Genomic DNA, 18878 nt, shown 5'->3' on the forward strand with positions numbered 1-18878 from the left:
TAAGTATACGGTTCACAAAAAGAATGGTTTCACTCAAAACTAGGTTATTGGTATGATTATACTATGATTTCTTCAAGAGGAGCGATTGCATGGCCATTTTTATGAGGCTTTGGAAACAAGTATCAAAGATGGACTTCGGTTTCATCTTATTGTTATCCGTTATCATCATTTTATTGGGGACATTCGGGATTTATTTTCTGGAACCCGAAGGCTTTCCTTCGTTGTTTGACGGTTTCTGGTGGACGATGACCACCCTGACCACGGTCGGATACGGGGATTATTATCCCGTAACGGTTAGCGGACGTCTGCTCGGGATCTTCCTCTTTATCTTCGGGATCGGGATCATCGGGGTCCTGATCAGCAAGACGGTAGATGCCATCACGACGTTTCAAAAATACAAACGGGAAGGGAAGCTTGAGTATACCATGAATGATCATTTCATTTATATCAACTGGTCTAAGAAGACGGAAAGGGCGATCCAGGAAGTGCTGGCACACTCGCCTGAGGCGGAGATCGTGCTGATCGATACGCTGGGTGAATCACCTGTCGATCACGCTCAGATCCACTATATTCAAGGGGATCCATCGGATGAGGATATATTGCTGCGAGCGAATATTCTCGATTCAAAACGGGTCGCGATCTTTTCCGATTCGCGGATAGAGGACCCGTCACTGATTGACGGGAAGACCCTCCTGATTGCATCTGCCGTCGAAGGCTTGTCAAAAACGCATGAAAAGGAGATCCATACGATCGTAGAGATTTCGGAAGACCGACATATCCCTAAATTCAAACACATCGCGGTCGAGGACTTCATCCTGTCCACCGATTCCGTCTCTTTCTTGATGGCAAAAGCGACGATCCATCCCGGGACGACGAGCTTGTTCAGACAGCTCTTGAGCAAACGGTACGGGAATAACATCCACGAGCTGAAGGCGAACCCTGAGTGGAAGACCATCAAGCAGGCGTCCGAGGAGCTTCTGCAAAAAGGGGCCATCCTGCTGGCCGTCAATGACAGCATGGACTTCACGGATGCGATCAACCGCGAACTGCTCGACTCGGATACGCTGTATGTCGTATGCCACGACAGGGTGTATGAACAGCTTACTGCTGGTGAATGAATATAAGAAAAGAAGCTGACCCGAGGGGTCAGCTTCTTTTCTGTGTGTCTTATTTTGAAATTATCTCGGGCTCCACACACTGCGCACCACATTCGTCTGTGAACGGTCAGGTCCTACAGAGAAGATGGAAAGCGGGATGCCGGTAAGCTGGGATACGCGCTCAAGGTAGTGGCGTGCATTTTCAGGAAGCTCGGAAAGCGTCTTGCAGCCTGTGATGTCTTCCGTCCAACCTGGAAGCTCTTCGTATACCGGCTCGCATTCAGCCAGGATGTTGAGGTTCGCAGGGAACTCTTCCATGATTTCGCCTTTGTATTTATAAGCGACACAGATTTTCAATGTTTCAATGCCTGTCAATACGTCGATTGAGTTCAGGGACAGGTCAGTCAGTCCGCTGACACGGCGGGCATGGCGGACAACAACGCTGTCGAACCAGCCTACACGGCGGGCGCGTCCAGTCGTCGTACCGTACTCACGGCCGACTTCACGGATTTGATCGCCGATCTCGTTGTTCAGTTCAGTAGGGAATGGACCGTCTCCGACACGGGTCGTGTATGCTTTTGAAACACCGACGACGTGATTGATCTTTGTAGGTCCGATACCTGAACCGATCGTCACTCCCCCTGCTACCGGGTTGGATGACGTTACGAACGGGTATGTACCCTGGTCGATATCGAGCATGACACCCTGTGCTCCTTCAAAAAGAACGCGGCGGCCGTTGTCGATCGCATCGTTCAATACAACGGATGTATCCACGACGTACTTCTTGATCTGCTGGCCGTACTCATAGTACTCATCAAGGATATCCTCGATTTTAAATCCTTCTGTTTCATAGAAACGCTCAAGAAGGCGGTTCTTTTCTTCAAGGTTGCGTGCGAGCTTCTCTTCGAATGATGCACGGTCAAGAAGGTCGGCGATACGGATCCCGATACGTGCAGCTTTATCCATGTAGGCAGGTCCGATCCCTTTTTTCGTTGTACCGATCTTGTTGGCGCCTTTGCGCTCTTCTTCCACTTCGTCAAGCTTCAGGTGGTAAGGCAGGATGACGTGCGCGCGATTGCTGATTCGCAAGTTCTCAGTCGTGACATCACGGTCATGTAAGTATTTAAGTTCCTTCACCAATGCCTTCGGATCGACGACCATGCCGTTCCCGATGACAGAAATTTTTTCATTATAAAAGATACCTGATGGAATCAAGTGCAGCTTATATGTTTCACCGTCAAATTTAATTGTATGCCCCGCGTTATTACCGCCCTGGTAACGTGCGATTACTTCTGCATGTTCAGAAAGGAAGTCAGTGATCTTTCCTTTTCCTTCGTCTCCCCATTGTGTTCCCACTACTACTACTGAAGACATAATAAGCACCTCCGACGGGAATTAGTATTCCCTCTTTTTTCAAACAAACTCATTTTATCAACTGAATAGAGGAAAGTCAATCAAAACACGAACATTATTATAGGTATTTATCTTTATGTTCGTAAAATCAACGTTGCGGAATCACCGGCACAAGGTCATGCCGACCCACCCTGAAAGCCCGTCCCGCACCGCTTTAAAGCACTGCAGATAAAATGATAAAAAAGTATTAGCCCGAAATTTTTATTTTTGGTATGTTTAAATAAGCATTTTGAATTTTACATACAATTGGATATTGAGGTGAGTGAGATGATTAAGCGTTTTTTCAGTTATTACCGTCCCCACAGGCGGCTGTTTTACATAGATTTCTTTTGTGCCGTGCTGGTCGGACTGCTTGAACTCGGGTTCCCGATTGCGGTGTCCTGGTTCATCGACACCCTCCTTCCTGATGGGAACTGGAGCACGATCATCGCCGTGAGCGCGGGTCTCCTGGTCCTGTACCTGCTCAGTTCGAGCATGCAGTTCGTCGTGAACTATTGGGGACATAAGCTTGGAATCAACATCGAGACCGATATGAGGCGTGAGCTTTTCCACCATGTGCAGCGGCAGTCGTTCCGCTTCTTTGACAACACAAAGACCGGGCACATCATGAGCCGGGTGACCAACGACCTGATGGATATCGGCGAGCTTGCCCACCATGGGCCGGAGGATTTATTCATCGCCGTCATGACGTTCATCGGGGCCTTCTGGATCATGCTGACGATCAATGCGAAGCTCGCACTTGTCGCGATCATCATCGTCCCGTTCCTTGTCTGGCTGATTTCGGTTTCGAATATCAAAATGAATAGGGCATGGACAAAAATGTACGGCAACATCGCCGACGTGAACAGCAGGGTGGAGGACAGCGTGTCCGGGTCCCGTGTCGTGCAGTCCTTCACCAACGAACAATTCGAGATGGACCGTTTCAATGAAAACAACCAGTTCTTCCGTAAATCGAAGCTTAAAGCGTACAACGTCATGAGTGTGAACCTTTCTGGGATCTATATCACCACGCGTTTGATGACGCTTGTAATCCTTGTATACGGGGCATGGCTGAGTTTCTCAGGTGCCCTTACCTACGGCGAGCTGGTCGCCTTCATCCTTTACATCAACGTTCTTTTCAAGCCGATCGATAAAATTTCAGCCCTGCTTGAGCTGTATCCGAAAGGGATGGCCGGCTTCAAGCGGTTCACGGAACTGATGGATATGGAGCCGGATATCGAAGACCGGCCGCACGCGGTGGAAGTGTCAACGTTAAGAGGACGTATCGAGTTCGACCGCGTCCGTTTTGGCTACGAGCCGGACCGGCCGATCCTGAACGACCTGTCATTCGGGATCGAACCGGGGCAGACCGTCGCTTTCGTCGGTCCTTCAGGTGCGGGGAAAACGACGATCTGCTCGCTTATCCCGCGTTTCTACGATATCGAGTCAGGGGCCATCACCATTGACGGGATCGATGTCAGGGATATGACGAAAAAATCGCTCCGCTCCCAAATCGGGATCGTCCAGCAGGATGTATTCCTGTTTACAGGGACACTGCGTGAGAACATCGCGTACGGCAAACTGGATGCGACGCAGGAAGAGATCGAAGAAGCATCAAGGCGCGCCCATTTGACCGATCTGATTGCATCCCTTCCTGACGGGTACGATACCCAGATCGGTGAGCGAGGCTTGAAATTATCCGGCGGTCAGAAGCAGCGGCTGTCGATTGCAAGGATGTTCCTGAAGAACCCTCAGATCCTCATTCTCGATGAAGCGACTTCGGCACTTGATACCGAGACAGAAGCGATCATCCAGGAGGCGCTGAACGAATTGGCGAAAGACCGCACCACTCTGGTCATCGCCCACCGTCTGGCCACGATCCGTAAAGCCGACCGCATCCTCGTTGTCACTGAAAACGGCATTGCCGAGGACGGGACGCATGAAGAGCTTCTTTCGATTGAGGATGGGATTTTCATGAAGCTGCATGCTCATCAGCATGCGACGATATTGTAGTGTTTTTGGGCCTAGGTGCGGGGTTATGCTGCACCTGTTTTTTTTGATTGGCGGGTATGCTTGGGCCCATGGCGGCTAGATATTGATTGTCGTTAATGATATGGGGTTTTTATTGGATGTGCGTTTTGACAAATGGCCCGTGGGCTTGATCTCAGGGGTATCGGCCGTGGTTAAAACCGGTTTTGATAATATATCAGCTAAAATACCCCCGTCCCCTTCCCCCAAAAAAAACGGCTGAAGCCTTCAACACAGTCACTAACAATGAACCTGGCCCAAAACCTTAAAATGACTCAAAAGATTTTTTCAAAAAAAGAATTTAACAAGCTAAAAAAACCAAGCATATGACTCCATGCTTGGTTTTTTGCTTCTAACTCTATTAATAAAACAGCGGAGGCCGGTCTAAGCCCCCGGCGGAACCCCGGAATCATCAAACCGCCGTTCCAGATTGACGAATTTGTTGTATTCTTTCACGAACGCGAGCGAGACGTTCCCGACCGGGCCGTTACGCTGCTTGGCGATGATGATTTCGATGATGTTTTTATTTTCGGCATCATGATCGTAGTAATCTTCACGGTAAAGGAAGGCTACGATATCGGCATCCTGCTCGATACTCCCTGATTCACGGATATCGGACATCATCGGACGCTTGTCCTGACGCTGCTCGACTCCACGGGAAAGCTGTGACAGGGCGATGACCGGCACCTCAAGCTCACGGGCGAGCCCTTTCAATGAACGGGAAATTTCGGAAACCTCCTGCTGACGGTTCTCGCCTCCGCGGCCATTCCCCTGGATCAGCTGCAGGTAGTCGATCAGGATCATGCCGAGTCCGTGTTCCTGTGCCAGACGGCGGCATTTGGAACGGATCTCCCCGACTTTTATCCCCGGCGTATCGTCGATATAGATACCGGCATTCGAGAGGCTTCCCATTGCCATCGTCAGCTTTCTCCAGTCCTCATCGGTCAGGTCACCGGTACGGAGGTTCTGGGCATTGATGTTGCCTTCGGCGCAGAGCATACGCATGACGAGCTGCTCCGCTCCCATCTCCAGCGAGAAGATTGCAACGTTTTCCTTCGCCTTTACCGCGACGTTCTGCGCGATGTTCAGGGCGAAGGCGGTTTTACCCATCGATGGACGGGCGCCGACGATGATCAGGTCGTTTCGCTGGAACCCGGCCGTCATATGATCGAGGTCCGCGAAGCCGGTCGGTATCCCGGTGACGTCCCCTTTACGGTTGGTGAGTGTTTCGATATTGTCGTACGTCCGGACAAGCACGTCCTTGATGTTGTGGAAGGCACCGGCATTCTTGCGCTGGGCAACTTCCATGATGCTTTTTTCCGCTTCCCCGAGGAGGGCATCGACTTCATCCTCGCGGGCATAGCCGTCGGATGCAATGTCGGTCGCCGTGCGGATGAGTCTTCTCAGCAAGGACTTTTCTTCTACGATTTTCGCGTAGTACTCGATATTGGCAGCAGTCGGTACCGACCCTGCAAGCTCACTCAAATAAGCGACGCCGCCGACATCCTCAAGTTCTTTGGCGGCTGCCAGTTCTTCTGTCACGGTGATGAGGTCGACCGCTTTACCGCCATCCCCGAGCTTCAGCATGACATTGAATATTTTCTGATGAGAGTGACGATAGAAATCTTCTGGGATCAGTCCTTCAGAAGCCGTCGTCAATGCACTCGGTTCCAGGAAGATGGCACCGAGCACAGCTTGTTCCGCTTCAATGTTCTGAGGGGGGATCCGTTCTTGCAGCATCTCATTCATTTATACATTACCTCCATTTCGAAAAACAGGTGGAAGAGCTTTTTATAATAAAAACGTTCATTACTTTATTCCTACCGAAAAAATGTGACCGGGAGAAAATCCGATCACATTTTTATCAAACTATATTCATTTTATCATGTTTTTCGCTAAATGAATTTACCAAATTTCGTATGTTCGGGAAATTATTCTTCGGTTACGTGCACTTTCAGTGTAGCCGTCACGTCTGTATGCAGCTTCACAGGTACATTAGTGAAGCCCAGTGAACGGATTGCATCGTTCATTTCGATCTTGCGCTTGTCCACTTTGATACCGTGTGCTTTTTTCAGGACATCGGCGATTTGCTTGCTTGTGATTGAACCGAACAGGCGCCCGCCTTCACCGGACTTCGCTTTCATTTCGACTGTAAGCTCCTCAAGCGTCCCTTTTAGTTTCTTTGCTTCTTCCAGTTCTTCCTGGGCAAGCTTCTCTTCTTTTTTCTTCTGGCCTTCAAGCTGGCCGACATTGGCGTTTGTCGCCTCTACCGCAAGTCCTTTTTTAAGAAGGAAGTTGTGGGCGTAACCGTCCGCCACATTTTTCACTTCTCCTTTTTTCCCTTTACCTTTAACATCTTTTAGAAAAATTACTTTCATGTCTCTTTTCTCCCTTCGAAATATTCATCTAGTGCTTCTTTTAACTGTTGTTCCGCTTCCCCAACAGATATTTCTTTTAATTGAGTGGCAGCATTCGTCAGATGTCCGCCGCCGTTCAGGTTTTCCATGATGATCTGGACGTTCACATCCCCGAGGGAACGTGCGCTGATCCCGACCGTTTCCGGATCCCTTTTTGAAATGACAAAGGAAGCAACGACCTCATCCATTGTGAGGAGTGTATCTGCCGCCTGGGCGATAAGGACGGAATCATAGATGACATCCTCGGATGCCTTCGCAATCGCCACGCCTTTATGATGGAACTCGACCGACTCGATCAGGCGTGCCCGTTTGATATAGGTCTCCACATCCTCTTTTAAAAACTTCTGGACGAGTACGGTGTCCGCCCCCTGTGCCCTTAAGTAGGAAGCCGCGTCGAAAGTCCTTGATCCCGTTCGGAGCGTGAAGCTTTTCGTGTCGACGATGATGCCGGCAAGAAGGGACGTGGCTTCAAGCATCGAGATCTTCTCGTGCTTCGGCTGATATTCAAGGAGCTCGGTCACAAGCTCCGCAGTCGAGGAAGCATAAGGTTCCATATAGACGAGCAGCGGATTCTTGATGAAATCCTCGCCGCGTCTGTGATGGTCGATGACGACGACCTTATCGATTTTATTCAACAATTTTTCTTCGATGACAAGCGACGGCTTATGCGTGTCGACGACGACGAGCAAGGTATCATCCGTTGCCATCTCAAGCGCTTCTTCCGGGGTGATGAAACGTGAGTACAGATCGGAATTATTCTTGATTTCCCTCATCATCCGTTTGACTCCATTGTCGATTTCATTGAAGTTCAGGACGACATACCCTTCGCGCTGGTTCATCTGGGCGACCTTGCGAATCCCGATCGCTGCTCCGATCGCATCCATATCAGGATGCCTGTGCCCCATGATGATGACTTTATCGCTTTCGATCATCGTTTCACGCAGTGCATGCGAGATGACGCGGGCACGCACCCTTGTTCGTTTTTCCATCGGGTTCGTCTTGCCCCCGTAGAATTTGACCTTTCCGTTCGTCTGCTTGATGGCGACCTGATCGCCTCCGCGGCCAAGCGCAAGATCGAGGCTTGACTGGGCAAGCGTCCCCAGTTCAGGAAGGGAAGGCACCCCGGTGCCGACCCCGATGCTCAAAGTAAGCGGGACATTTTGTTTCGATGTCGTTTCGCGGACATCGTCGAGAATCCCGAACTTTTCTTTTTCCAGAACCTGAAGGATTTTTTCATTGATGACCGCAACAAAACGCTCGGAAGAAACACGCTTTAAGAAAACGCCGTACTCTTTTGCCCATTTATTTAAGATGGAGGTCACCAGGCTGTTCAGGCTGCTGCGGGTCTGGTCATCCATCCCCTGTGTCAATTCATCATAGTTATCAAGGAAGATGATTGCAATATTAGTCCGTTCTTCATGGAATTGCTTCTCGATTTCCTTTTGCTCGGTGACATCAAAGAAGTAAAGAAGCTTTTCTTTCAGCTTCAATATGACATGATATTTCCGTTCATTCAGCGTAATGATCTCCGAGTCCACTTCCTGCTTGATGAGCGGCACAAGATTCTCGGCCACGTCATAGAGCGAGCGGCCCACGACGGTATCCTCATTAAAGCAAGATGCAAGGAATGGGTTTGTCCATTCGATGTAGTACTCATCGTTGATCAGCATGATCCCGATCGGCATTTCCATCAATGCCTCTTCACCGACACGCTTCACCCGGTAGGATAGGGTGGAGATATATTCTTCCGTCTCCTCATGGGACCTTTTTTCAAAATAAAAGGCGAGGAAAAACGCGCATCCAAAGACGATCAACCCGATTAACGAAATAATCCATTTGTAAAAAGCGACCGCTACTAACAAGAGAGCTGCTAATATAGCTAGACCGTACAATGGGTAACGGATCATTCGCTTATTAAAATAAGATGGCATGATTTCAGCTCCTGGAACTTAAATTATATATTTTATGACTTACGCTGCAGTCGTTCTCTCAGATTGAATCCTAAGTCAATTATACCTAAAATTCTCACGATATAAAGGAGTGGGAACGAAATGATTGTAATTCCTACCAAAATCCCCTTCGACCAGCCCTTGTAATGGGCGAAGAAATAAAGGAATGACAGGCCCTGCACAGCCATCAGTGTCTGCAGGACATAAAGCACATTCAAGATTGCCGTATACAAATAGGTGCCTTCTTCGGGCTGGGCGATCATCGATACGACCAGGACGAGCAGATAGTACCATAGGATGCTTTTAGGCAGCATCCATTCCCTGAACGGCTTGAAGACCGGTACCGGGATACCCAGCCTTTTCAATATCGGGAAGTTAATCACGATGATCAGGAGGGCACCGATCGCTGCCATTCCCAGGAATAGAGCGGGCATCAGTGTCTGGATCAACTGGATGGAACTGTTCAGGCTCTCGATAATCCTCTGATCCTGGTCCTGCCCCACCTGTTCGAGCAATGAATAATATGTAGTTTTAGACTCTTTCAAACTGTCTTCCACAATATTTATATTGAAAAAAGCAATCGATAAAACAAAACCGATGACGATATTGATCAATAATATGAACGTGGATGACAAGAATATTCTTAGTTTATCCCATTTGTTCCTGATCCCCCAGCCCATCACAAGAGCCAATGATCCGAATGCCAGTCCAAGCGGAAGCGCGACCGGTCCCCCGACTAAAAAGCTGAGCAGCATCGCCCCCAGGAGGACATAAAGGGAATTCGCGATCGAATGGCTTGCACTGAAAAAGATCAGCGGCAGCGGCAAAACGAAAAATGCCACCGTTCCGAGGAAAGGCACGTACAGCACCATAAGTAATAAAACGGTGAAGATGGCGAGCATTAATGCCCCTTGCGTTATAACACGAGTATTTTTCAACAGCTAACTCTCCCAACATTATTTTCAAACGAAACATCCATAACAGAATAATCATATCAATTTTACCGATGAATTTCATCTGACGGGCATTTGTTAAGACGTAAAAAAGATGCCCCCGCATGACATCCTTCTTTTTCCTTAGTATATACTCCCTTAGCACAAGAGTATTCCTGAGGCAATAAGTTGGATGATGCTGAGGCACCTGCCTGTATTATTGAATTTTAAACTTCTGAATGGAATCCTGCAATTCCTGACTGAGATCTGTCAGGTGTTCCGCTGCTTCTGTAACAGAGTGGATGGCCCTCAGTTGTTCCTCTGAGGAAGCATTCATCTCTTCACAGGAAGCTGCTGTCTGCTCTGCCGTGGCCGCCATCAGCTGGATGACATTGACGACTTCATCTTTATCCAGGTTGATCTGGCCGACCTGCTTGTACATCTGTTCAATCTCGGTCTGCATCGTTTTCATCAGAGCGGACGTTTGATCGAAGACATCGTTTGTTTTCTGGATGACCCCGAACTGGACCTCGAAGGTTTCCTTTGTCTTCGCCATCTCATCGACCGCCTGATTCGACCCCTGCTGTATTTCGCTGATTGTGCCTTTTACCTGCTCGGTGGCCTGAACCGACTGATCGGCAAGCTTCCTCACTTCGTCGGCAACGACCGCAAATCCTTTCCCGTGCTCGCCTGCCCTTGCCGCTTCAATGCTCGCATTCAGGGCAAGAAGATTTGTCTGTGCGGATATATCGGTGATCGTCTCCATGACGGATTCAATCGTCTTCACTTTAGATTCAAGGCTAATGATGACTTTTTCCATAGAAGAGATATATTCTTTGGAAGAATGATAGGCTCCGATCAGTTCTTCCACCTGATCCATCCCGATCCTGTTCATTTCATCCGCTTTACCGGCCATTTCAGCCATGTTTTTAGAGTTGTCATACACTTCATTGATGCGAGTCCCGAGAAGCTCGGACTTCTGATGTGCGCTCTCGGAATCGGCCGCAGACTGGGATGCACCGTGTGCGATTTCACTCACGACCGTTGCCATTTCCTCGCTTGACGCATTGGTTTCTTCCGATACCGCACTCAAGCTTTCAGCCGACTGGCGGACGTTCATGACCGACGCCTGGACGACTTTGATCGTATCTCTCATACTCGAAATCATCTTATTCAGATCAGCCGCAAGAAGACCTGTTTCATCTTTAGAATGGATCGACGACTGAATGGACAGATCCCCGGTGGCAACCTCCGTCACCGTCTTCTGCAACGCTTTGATCGGCTTGGTCATCTTGTCTGAGACAAATACGACCATGATCAGCATGACAACAAGTGCCGCCAGCCCGGTGATGAGCAATAGGCGTTCAATTTCCTTCGATGACTCTAAAAGAGCATCCTTCTCATAAGCGGATCCGACCTTCCAATTCGTCTTCGGAACCGTATTGTAGACGAGCACCTTCTTCTCGCCGTCCAATTCATAGTGAATCGTACCCTGCTTGTTTTCAGACTCGAGCATCTCTTTAATGAATGGGCGGTCAGATAGATTTTCCCCGCGCAATGTAGGATGGACAATCGCTGTTCCGTCGAGTCCAAATAGGAACGGGTAACCTTCATAGCCAAGTTCCATATCGGACACACGATCCGTCAGTTTCGTCAGATTCACATCGACACCAATGACACCGATGATTTGGTTATCCGACACAACCGCCTTCGATGCCGTGATGATATACTCTTCCGTTGCCGTATCGATATAAGGCTCACTCCACACAACGCCGGATTTCGCTTCCACAGCATCCATATACCAGTCACGGCTCGTCGGGTCGAAATCATCCGGCAGATCGACAGCAGGTACGATCTTAAGCTGCTTGGTCGGGGATGCGATATAAACCGACGTCGCCTCCTGGTACAAGCTCAGATAATTGTTAAAATCCGACTGGATATCTGCATACAGTTCCGTATCCTGGGCAGCATCCACCTCGGGATCAATCTGCGCCTTCGAGTAATTCTTCAATACATTCGAAACCGAATACTGGTTCAGGCTCTTCTCATACTGTTCAAGGAACAGCTGCACCGAGCTATTCAGCTCCTTCACGACTCCCTGCGTCTGCCCGATCACCTGATCCTCCGTCTTCATCCGCGTCTGCCAGCTCGTAATCGCTATGATCGCGACCAGCGATGTAATGAACAAGACAGAGAAGACCATGATGAGTTTCGCCCTTATGGACGACAGCTTCAGTGAGTCTTTATTTTGTTGTCTCTTTTTCTTTTGTTTCTTTTTTTCCACTCGTCTTCCCCCTAAATCCCTATAAGTCTCTCCTGTTGTTTATCGACAGGATTCGTCAAGGTTTAACAGGGGGTGGGGATTTTGGTGGATTGGTTTTTTGCTGGAAATTAGGGAGTGAGGGGATGTTTTTTTCCTGGAATATGGGGTGAGGATGGGATCGAGATAGGGTTCGCTGGCTGCTTGGTGTTGAAGTTGGATTTAAGGATGGGGGAGGTTGGGACTTGATTGGGGGAAAACCGTTTTTGATAATAAAATTGGATTTTTGATAATATATCATTCGGAGCGCTCTAAATAGCTGCCCTTTCTCAACGAAATAACAACTATTTTCATCATTTAAAAATGTTTTTGACAAATCACACCGCTTTTTCAACATAAAAACACAAAAAAACAGCAGGAACAATCGTCCCTGCTGTTTTATCCGTTCAATTATTCACCGCTAACGTATGGAAGCAATGCCATTGTACGAGCGCGCTTGATCGCACGAGTCAACTTACGTTGGTACTTAGCGTTTGTTCCAGTTACACGACGTGGAAGAATTTTTCCACGCTCAGAGATGAATTTCTTAAGAAGATCCACATCTTTGAAATCGATATGTGTAATTCCGTTTGCTGTGAAGTAGCATACCTTACGGCGTCTACGTCCACCTCTACGTCCTCCTGCCATGTGATTCGCCTCCTATCATTTTAAATTATTCGTATCGTTCGTTTAGAATGGCAGATCATCATCAGAAATGTCGATCGGCTGACCGTCATTTGCAAATGGATCCTCATCTACACGTGTGTAGTTATTATTGTTGTTGTTGTTATTGTTGCGCTGTTGATTCTGATTCTGACTATAAGGATTTCCCTGGTCACGCTGACCTCCACCCGAATAGCCCGGACTTCCTCCACGATCGCCTTGGTTCGCATTTCGCGGTTCCAAGAATTGAACACTTTCCGCCACAACTTCCGTCATGAACACACGGCGTCCATCTTGTCCTTCGAAATTACGAGTCTGGATGCGACCGTCAACGCCAGCTAAGCTGCCTTTTTTAAGAAAGTTTGCTACATTCTCTGCAGGGCGACGCCATACAACACAATTAATAAAATCTGCTTCACGTTCTCCTGATTGATTCGTAAAACTACGATTCACGGCAAGTGTGAACGATGCAACAGCCACTCCATTCGGAGTGTATTTTAATTCAGGGTCTTTGGTTAAACGCCCTACTAATACAACTCGGTTCATCATCAGAATCAACCCCTTCCTTCCAGAATCCTGTTTCATATGAAACATTCACAGAAGTATATCTTAAAAAACGTTCGGATTATTCTTCGTCTTTAACAACGATATGACGGATAATGTCGTCACTGATCTTAGCCAAACGATCGAATTCGTTTACAGCTTCAGTGTTAGCGTTCATCTTCACTAGTTGGTAGAAACCATCACGGAAATCGTTGATTTCATACGCTAAACGACGTTTACCCCAATCTTTTGACTCGATGATCTCCGCACCGTTAGTTGTTAGAACGTTATCGAAACGCTCAACTACTGCTTTCTTTGACTCATCGTCAATGTTTGGGCGGACAATGTACATTAGTTCGTACTTTCTCATCTGAATGTCACCTCCTCGTGGACTATGCGGTCCTTTCGTTACGAAAGGACAAGGAGCAATGCGTTCATTACTCACGAAATAAAATTATAGCACAGCTTTTCTAGTATTGCAATATATCGTAGAAAAACTGATAGATTTTATAGGGAGGCGGTTTTGAATTTTTGTGAGGGATTTTGCTTTCCGTGGGGGAAGATCTTTCGGTAGTGATGCGGAGGCGTGATTCACGCTGCGGAGGCGGAATTTCGATAAAACTCGGCGTCCTTTGATAATAAAAGTTCATTCTCAATAATAAAACATTAATCGTGATCGTTTCGAAGCCTTGCTGATAATAGAAAAAGAGGATTCGATAATAAATCCTTAAAATTTGAAAATAAATGTTTGAATTTCGATAATAAACTTTCCGTTTTCGATAATAAGACAAGTTGCATAGCAGTCAGACTGCTTCAATTCACTAAAAAACACTTCCACCCAGCTATTTTCGTTAATTTTTTTATGCAGATTGCCTGAATCTAAATGCTTTTTTACCAAAAACGATCAAACTTCTGCTCAAAACTTGAAAAAAGCATAAAAAAGACCGGAGTCACCCCCGGTCTTTCTACAAACTCTTACACATTAAAACGGAAGTGAATAACGTCTCCGTCTTTTACTAGATATTCTTTCCCTTCAAGGCGGACTTTACCGGCTTCCTTGGCTGCTCCCATTGTTCCTGCTTCAACCAGGTCAGCATAGGAGACGGTTTCGGCGCGGATGAAGCCTCTTTCGAAGTCGGAGTGGATGACTCCGGCACATTGAGGGGCTTTCATGCCTTCGCGGAATGTCCAAGCGCGGACTTCCTGTACACCTGCCGTGAAATAAGTAGCAAGGCCAAGAAGCGAATAAGTTGCACGGATCAGCTGATCAAGGCCGGATTCTTCGATTCCTAGCTCCTGAAGGAACATCGCTTTCTCTTCATCATCAAGTTCAGCGATCTCAGACTCGATTTTTGCACAGACAACGATAACTTCTGCGTTGTCTTCTTTCGCAAATTCGCGGACCTTTTGCACGTATTCATTATCTGATGGATCTGCGATTTCATCTTCGCTTACATTCGCTACATACAATACCGGCTTTGAAGTCAGAAGGTGAAGCTGCTTCACAAGCTTCATCTGCTCTTCTGAGAATTCAACCGTACGTGCCGGCTGTTCCGCTTCAAGAACTTCTTTCAGCTTCACAAGGATATCATGCTCGAATACCGCTTCTTTATCTTTTTGTTTGGCCATCTTCTGGACGCGCGCAAGACGCTTGTCAACTGTTTCAAGATCGGCAAGGATCAATTCAAGATTGATGACTTCGATATCAGCGATCGGATCCACTTTTCCGGAAACGTGTGTGATATTGTCATCGGCAAAACAGCGGACAACCTGACAGATTGCGTCAACCTGGCGGATATGGGATAAGAATTTGTTTCCAAGTCCTTCCCCTTTACTCGCTCCTTTTACGATTCCCGCGATATCGGTGAATTCAAAAGCAGTAGGAACGGTCTTCTTCGGCTGAACAAGCTCAGTCAATTTATCGAGACGGTGATCGGGCACCTCTACAATTCCCACGTTTGGATCGATTGTACAGAAAGGATAGTTAGCAGATTCTGCGCCTGCTTTTGTGATTGCGTTAAAAAGTGTTGATTTACCTACATTCGGCAGCCCAACAATACCAGCTGTTAAAGCCATTTCGGTCACTCCTCTTATTGTTCTTATCTATGAAAAAATCGTGATTGATGTTAACTCTTCCAAATGGTCGAACCCTTCACAATTATAGAGATAATAGGAGGAAAAGACAAGTAGGCAGAAAAGCGGAGGGGCTTTGCAAAGGGGCGTGTGTCATAAGACAAATCGGCCGTCAAGGCGTTCTTTGCCTTCTTGGACGAGTTGGCTTATGACATGTGCCTCTAAGCCCCGCAGCTGGACAGGTCTCAGGCGCAGGAGTCTTCGCTTTCCAACTCCAGTCAACTGCTGGAATCCCTAAAAAAGTCAATCAACCAACGGCTCTGCTTTTTCAAAAAAATAAAAGACACCCCCGTTCAAAACGGCAGGTGTCCGGAATATTTCAATAGTATGCCGAACCCTTGCGGCAAGAGGATTAAGCGTAAGGGGTTAGGGGTATGAAAAGAGTAATCAATCCTGGGCACTTTCCAGTACTTTTTTCATTTTTTTCGTAAAATCCCTCCGGGGGATCATGACGCTGTGGCCGCAGCCTTCGCATTTGATGCGGATATCCATGCCGAGACGGATTACTTTCCAGCGATTGACTCCGCAAGGGTGGGGCTTCTTCATCTCTACTACATCATTTAATTGGAACGTTTTTGGCTCCATCAGCCTTCCTCCTGTCCAAGTCTTTTTTTATCATGATGGGGATCGGCGTGAAAATCCTCATTCCTCGAATACATGACCATACGAGGGAACGGAATTTCAATACCATGCTTATCCAGAACGATTTTCACATCTTTACGGATCATCCTGGCAATATACCAGTGTCTCATCGGCACGGTTTCAGCCACGATCCGAATCACAACATCTGATGCCCCTAGTGTCTGGACACCGAGAAGTTCCGGAGGATTCACCAGGTCTTCATATTTCTGAGGAAGGGTGATAAGAAGATCCTGTATGACTTTTTCCGCCTCCTCTATGTTTTCCTCGTAGGCAATACTGACATCCACGACAGCAATGCTGTTATGAATCGAGTAGTTCGTCACTTCCGTAATATTACCGTTCGGGAAGATATGAAGTTCGCCTGTCCAGCTTTTGATCTTCGTCGTACGAAGGCCGATTTCTTCAACCGTCCCTTCGGCGGATCCAATCCTGACATAATCACCAACGGAAAACTGATCTTCAAAGATGATGAAGAAGCCGGTGATAATATCACGAACAAGGTTCTGCGCACCGAAACCGATGGCAAGACCGACGATCCCGGCACCGGCGATCAATCCTTTAATATCGATGCCAAGCGTCGACAGGATTGTCATTAAACTGATGAAGTAAACCACATAGGTCAATACATTCTCCAGTAGTTTCAGCAAAGTGGCCTCGCGCCGCTCCGAGAATTTGAGAGGGGCTTTCGAACGCACCCTGAATATATTCCGGATCGCTGAGCGTCCAAGTTTTAACGCGATATATGTAATCAGCATGATTGCGACGATTTTAATCGCATTTGTACCCAGCGCGACCCATAGATCATTGTCGATTATTTTATCCACGGTGTCATCAACCGTCTTTTTAACATCATCAGTAGTAGTGGCTGCCATATATATGAATCACCTGCTTTTTCAGTAATGAAGTTACGTTATATTCTATCAAGTTTCCCGAACCTTGGGTAGTTCTAACCTATACTTTCAAATTTAGACGAAATTTTTTATTTTATGAAAAATCATCCTCCTTTATGTATGAAAAAACAATATCGACCGTATACTGTTAAAAACTCTTTCCCGGAAACCTACCAATCAAAGGAGTGGAAGTCATGAATCTTAAAAAAGGATTATTCGAACGGAAAACCGAGCCCTTCAGGGTGTATCATCAAGATGAACACGCGGCAAGGGATCTTTCCGTTCAATTGGCATCCATTCTTCCCACCCTTTACCGGACTCGTCCGATTGTGTTTGTGTGTATCGGCACCGACCGCTCGACCGGGGATTCGCTGGGGCCGTTGGCAGGAACGTTATTATCCGAGCAGGGAATGGGGATTTTTCATGTATACGGTACGCTCGATGATCCCATCCATGCCGTTAACCTTGAAGAAAAGCTGCGGGAGATCAAGTCAAAGTACATCAATCCATTCATCATCGGCATCGATGCCTGCCTCGGAAGACTGAAAAGCGTGGGTGCGATTCAATTGTGTGACGGACCTTTGAAGCCGGGTGCAGGAGTCAATAAAGAACTCCCCGAAGTCGGGAACGTGCATTTGACCGGAATAGTGAATGTCAGTGGATTCATGGAATTCTTTGTTTTACAGAATACACGGTTAAATCTTGTGATGAAAATGGCGAAGACGATGGTGGAAGCCATCGTGCTCGCTGAAGAGGTCATCGAGAGAAGAAATGCGATCAGCATCGAGAATTGGCGGGAAGAATTGCATTAACTGAAAAGCGGAGGCGGCTCGCCCAGAGACGACAAGCATAAGACGGAACCCCGAAAAGGCGCTTTTTTCCTTTTCGGGGTTCTTGGCTTATGACCTCGAGTCTCTAGCCGCCGCAGCTGGACAATCGAAAAGCGGAGGCGGTTCGATCAGGAGCGACAAGTATTAGATGAACTTACGGGAAGGCGCTCATGGCCTTTTTGGTAAGTTTAGCTTATGACCTGAGCTCCTAACCGCCGCAGCTGGACAATAAAAACGGGACGCGTACGGTGCCTCCCGTTTTTTCATTTCATTAAAAGTATAATTGATAAGCATGTATTACCCCTACGACAAGGGCGACCACGATAATGCCGGGCAGCAGATTGGCTACGCGGATCTTGGTGATCCCAATCAGGTTCAAGCCGATGGCAAAAATCATGATTCCCCCCGTCGAAGTCATTTCAACAATGTATGTATCCATCAGTTCCTGAGGCACCCATTGATGAATCTGAGTGGCAAATAAGGCGATCAGCCCCTGATACAGAACGACAGGGATCGCTGAAAACATGACCCCGATACCAAGAGTGGTCGTCAAAATTAACGACGTGAAGCCATCGATGATCGACTTTGTATAGAGGACATCATGATCTCCCCTTATCCCGCTGTCCAGCGCGCCGATGACGGCCATTGCACCGATCACAAAGATCAACGTGGCGGTCACGAAGCCTTGTGAGATGGATGTTTCTTTCTTGCTGCCCATCTTTTTTTCAAGCCAGGTGCCGACAGCATTCAGCTTGTCCTCCAGGTTCATCCATTCCCCCCAGGCAGCACCGAGTGCAAGGCTGATGATTACGATGAGGAAGTTCTCACTTTTAAGCCCCATCTGAAGGCCAAGGACCACGACGGCCAGACCGATCGCTTTCATCACCGTTCCTTTCATGTTCTCAGGAATCCGGTGTAGAAAAACCCCAAGCAGTGTTCCGATGATAATACAAATTCCGTTTACGATCGTTCCTAAAAGCACCATATGCGTTCCCCTCAATCAAAATAGAAATAGTAAAAGGGAAGAGGACCGGCCTCCAATTTTTGAAGGCCAGTCCTTTCT

15 protein-coding genes and 1 pseudogene are annotated in these 18878 nt (G+C 47.5%); 3 read left to right on the forward strand and 13 right to left on the reverse strand.

Annotated elements, in window-relative coordinates:
* Window positions 1-77: 77 nt before the first annotated feature.
* Window positions 78-1118, forward strand: a pseudogene (locus ACKA06_RS11810) (potassium channel family protein); the annotation flags it as partial.
* 60 nt (window positions 1119-1178) lie between these two features.
* On the opposite strand, the gene ACKA06_RS11815 reads toward ACKA06_RS11810, so the two are convergent.
* Window positions 1179-2471, reverse strand: coding sequence for an adenylosuccinate synthase (locus ACKA06_RS11815; RefSeq protein ID WP_411159743.1), 1293 nt, complete (start codon window positions 2469-2471; stop codon window positions 1179-1181).
* A gap of 306 nt (window positions 2472-2777) precedes the next feature.
* Here ACKA06_RS11815 and ACKA06_RS11820 point away from each other — a divergent pair, with 306 nt between their 5' ends.
* Complete coding sequence (locus ACKA06_RS11820) at window positions 2778-4502, forward strand: ABC transporter ATP-binding protein (RefSeq protein ID WP_214872418.1); 1725 nt, start codon at window positions 2778-2780, stop codon at window positions 4500-4502.
* 399 nt (window positions 4503-4901) lie between these two features.
* Here the strand turns inward: ACKA06_RS11820 and dnaB are convergent, their stop codons facing one another.
* From dnaB to ACKA06_RS11875, 11 genes are all read right to left on the reverse strand, one after another.
* On the reverse strand, window positions 4902-6266 hold the full coding sequence (gene dnaB, locus ACKA06_RS11825) for a replicative DNA helicase (protein WP_032087116.1): 1365 nt from the start codon (window positions 6264-6266) through the stop codon (window positions 4902-4904).
* A gap of 182 nt (window positions 6267-6448) precedes the next feature.
* Window positions 6449-6895: a 50S ribosomal protein L9 gene (gene rplI / locus ACKA06_RS11830; protein WP_032087117.1), complete on the reverse strand. Its 447-nt coding sequence runs from the start codon at window positions 6893-6895 to the stop codon at window positions 6449-6451.
* Window positions 6892-8865, reverse strand: a complete 1974-nt coding sequence (locus ACKA06_RS11835; RefSeq protein WP_058299799.1) for a DHH family phosphoesterase — start codon at window positions 8863-8865, stop codon at window positions 6892-6894. The genes rplI and ACKA06_RS11835 overlap by 4 nt, the downstream gene beginning before the upstream one ends.
* A gap of 32 nt (window positions 8866-8897) precedes the next feature.
* Entirely contained in the window at window positions 8898-9821 is a 924-nt protein-coding gene (locus tag ACKA06_RS11840; protein ID WP_032087119.1) for a YybS family protein, read from the reverse strand.
* Window positions 9822-10032: 211 nt separating this feature from the next.
* A complete protein-coding gene (locus ACKA06_RS11845; protein WP_411159744.1) occupies window positions 10033-12099 on the reverse strand; it encodes a methyl-accepting chemotaxis protein in 2067 nt (688 codons plus the stop codon).
* A 426-nt stretch (window positions 12100-12525) separates the two neighbouring features.
* Window positions 12526-12762: a 30S ribosomal protein S18 gene (gene rpsR / locus ACKA06_RS11850; protein ID WP_032087120.1), complete on the reverse strand. Its 237-nt coding sequence runs from the start codon at window positions 12760-12762 to the stop codon at window positions 12526-12528.
* Between the two features lie 42 nt (window positions 12763-12804).
* A complete protein-coding gene (gene ssb / locus ACKA06_RS11855) occupies window positions 12805-13326 on the reverse strand; it encodes a single-stranded DNA-binding protein (protein WP_032087121.1) in 522 nt (173 codons plus the stop codon).
* Window positions 13327-13402: 76 nt separating this feature from the next.
* Window positions 13403-13690 (reverse strand): 30S ribosomal protein S6, encoded by a 288-nt coding sequence (gene rpsF / locus ACKA06_RS11860; RefSeq protein ID WP_032087122.1) that lies wholly within the window; start codon window positions 13688-13690, stop codon window positions 13403-13405.
* Between the two features lie 605 nt (window positions 13691-14295).
* Window positions 14296-15396 (reverse strand): redox-regulated ATPase YchF, encoded by a 1101-nt coding sequence (gene ychF, locus ACKA06_RS11865; RefSeq protein WP_032087123.1) that lies wholly within the window; start codon window positions 15394-15396, stop codon window positions 14296-14298.
* A 444-nt stretch (window positions 15397-15840) separates the two neighbouring features.
* Window positions 15841-16038: a DUF951 domain-containing protein gene (locus ACKA06_RS11870; RefSeq protein WP_032087124.1), complete on the reverse strand. Its 198-nt coding sequence runs from the start codon at window positions 16036-16038 to the stop codon at window positions 15841-15843.
* Window positions 16038-16967, reverse strand: a complete 930-nt coding sequence (locus ACKA06_RS11875; protein WP_064563142.1) for a mechanosensitive ion channel family protein — start codon at window positions 16965-16967, stop codon at window positions 16038-16040. Before ACKA06_RS11875 ends, ACKA06_RS11870 begins: the two co-directional genes overlap by 1 nt.
* Window positions 16968-17179: 212 nt before the next feature.
* Between ACKA06_RS11875 and yyaC the strand changes: the two genes are divergently transcribed.
* A complete protein-coding gene (yyaC, locus tag ACKA06_RS11880) occupies window positions 17180-17797 on the forward strand; it encodes a spore protease YyaC (protein WP_058299803.1) in 618 nt (205 codons plus the stop codon).
* 289 nt (window positions 17798-18086) lie between these two features.
* Here the strand turns inward: yyaC and ACKA06_RS11885 are convergent, their stop codons facing one another.
* Entirely contained in the window at window positions 18087-18800 is a 714-nt protein-coding gene (locus tag ACKA06_RS11885) for a DUF554 domain-containing protein (protein WP_032087127.1), read from the reverse strand.
* Window positions 18801-18878: the final 78 nt, after the last annotated feature.

The organism is Rossellomorea oryzaecorticis, assembly GCF_045897515.1.
Classification (GTDB): Bacteria; Bacillota; Bacilli; order Bacillales; family Bacillaceae_B; genus Rossellomorea; species Rossellomorea enclensis.

Bases quoted from the DNA above. Each gene is read 5' to 3' on its own strand.
- ACKA06_RS11885 (WP_032087127.1), bottom strand. From the start codon at position 18,800: ATGGTGCTTTTAGGAACGATCGTAAACGGAATTTGTATTATCATCGGA.
- rpsF (WP_032087122.1), bottom strand. From the start codon at position 13,690: ATGAGAAAGTACGAACTAATGTACATTGTCCGCCCAAACATTGACGAT.
- ACKA06_RS11875 (WP_064563142.1), bottom strand. From the start codon at position 16,967: ATGGCAGCCACTACTACTGATGATGTTAAAAAGACGGTTGATGACACC.
- rplI (WP_032087117.1), bottom strand. From the start codon at position 6,895: ATGAAAGTAATTTTTCTAAAAGATGTTAAAGGTAAAGGGAAAAAAGGA.
- ychF (WP_032087123.1), bottom strand. From the start codon at position 15,396: ATGGCTTTAACAGCTGGTATTGTTGGGCTGCCGAATGTAGGTAAATCA.
- ssb (WP_032087121.1), bottom strand. From the start codon at position 13,326: ATGATGAACCGAGTTGTATTAGTAGGGCGTTTAACCAAAGACCCTGAA.
- ACKA06_RS11820 (WP_214872418.1), top strand. From the start codon at position 2,778: ATGATTAAGCGTTTTTTCAGTTATTACCGTCCCCACAGGCGGCTGTTT.
- ACKA06_RS11815 (WP_411159743.1), bottom strand. From the start codon at position 2,471: ATGTCTTCAGTAGTAGTAGTGGGAACACAATGGGGAGACGAAGGAAAA.
- yyaC (WP_058299803.1), top strand. From the start codon at position 17,180: ATGAATCTTAAAAAAGGATTATTCGAACGGAAAACCGAGCCCTTCAGG.
- ACKA06_RS11870 (WP_032087124.1), bottom strand. From the start codon at position 16,038: ATGGAGCCAAAAACGTTCCAATTAAATGATGTAGTAGAGATGAAGAAG.
- rpsR (WP_032087120.1), bottom strand. From the start codon at position 12,762: ATGGCAGGAGGACGTAGAGGTGGACGTAGACGCCGTAAGGTATGCTAC.
- dnaB (WP_032087116.1), bottom strand. From the start codon at position 6,266: ATGAATGAGATGCTGCAAGAACGGATCCCCCCTCAGAACATTGAAGCG.
- ACKA06_RS11835 (WP_058299799.1), bottom strand. From the start codon at position 8,865: ATGCCATCTTATTTTAATAAGCGAATGATCCGTTACCCATTGTACGGT.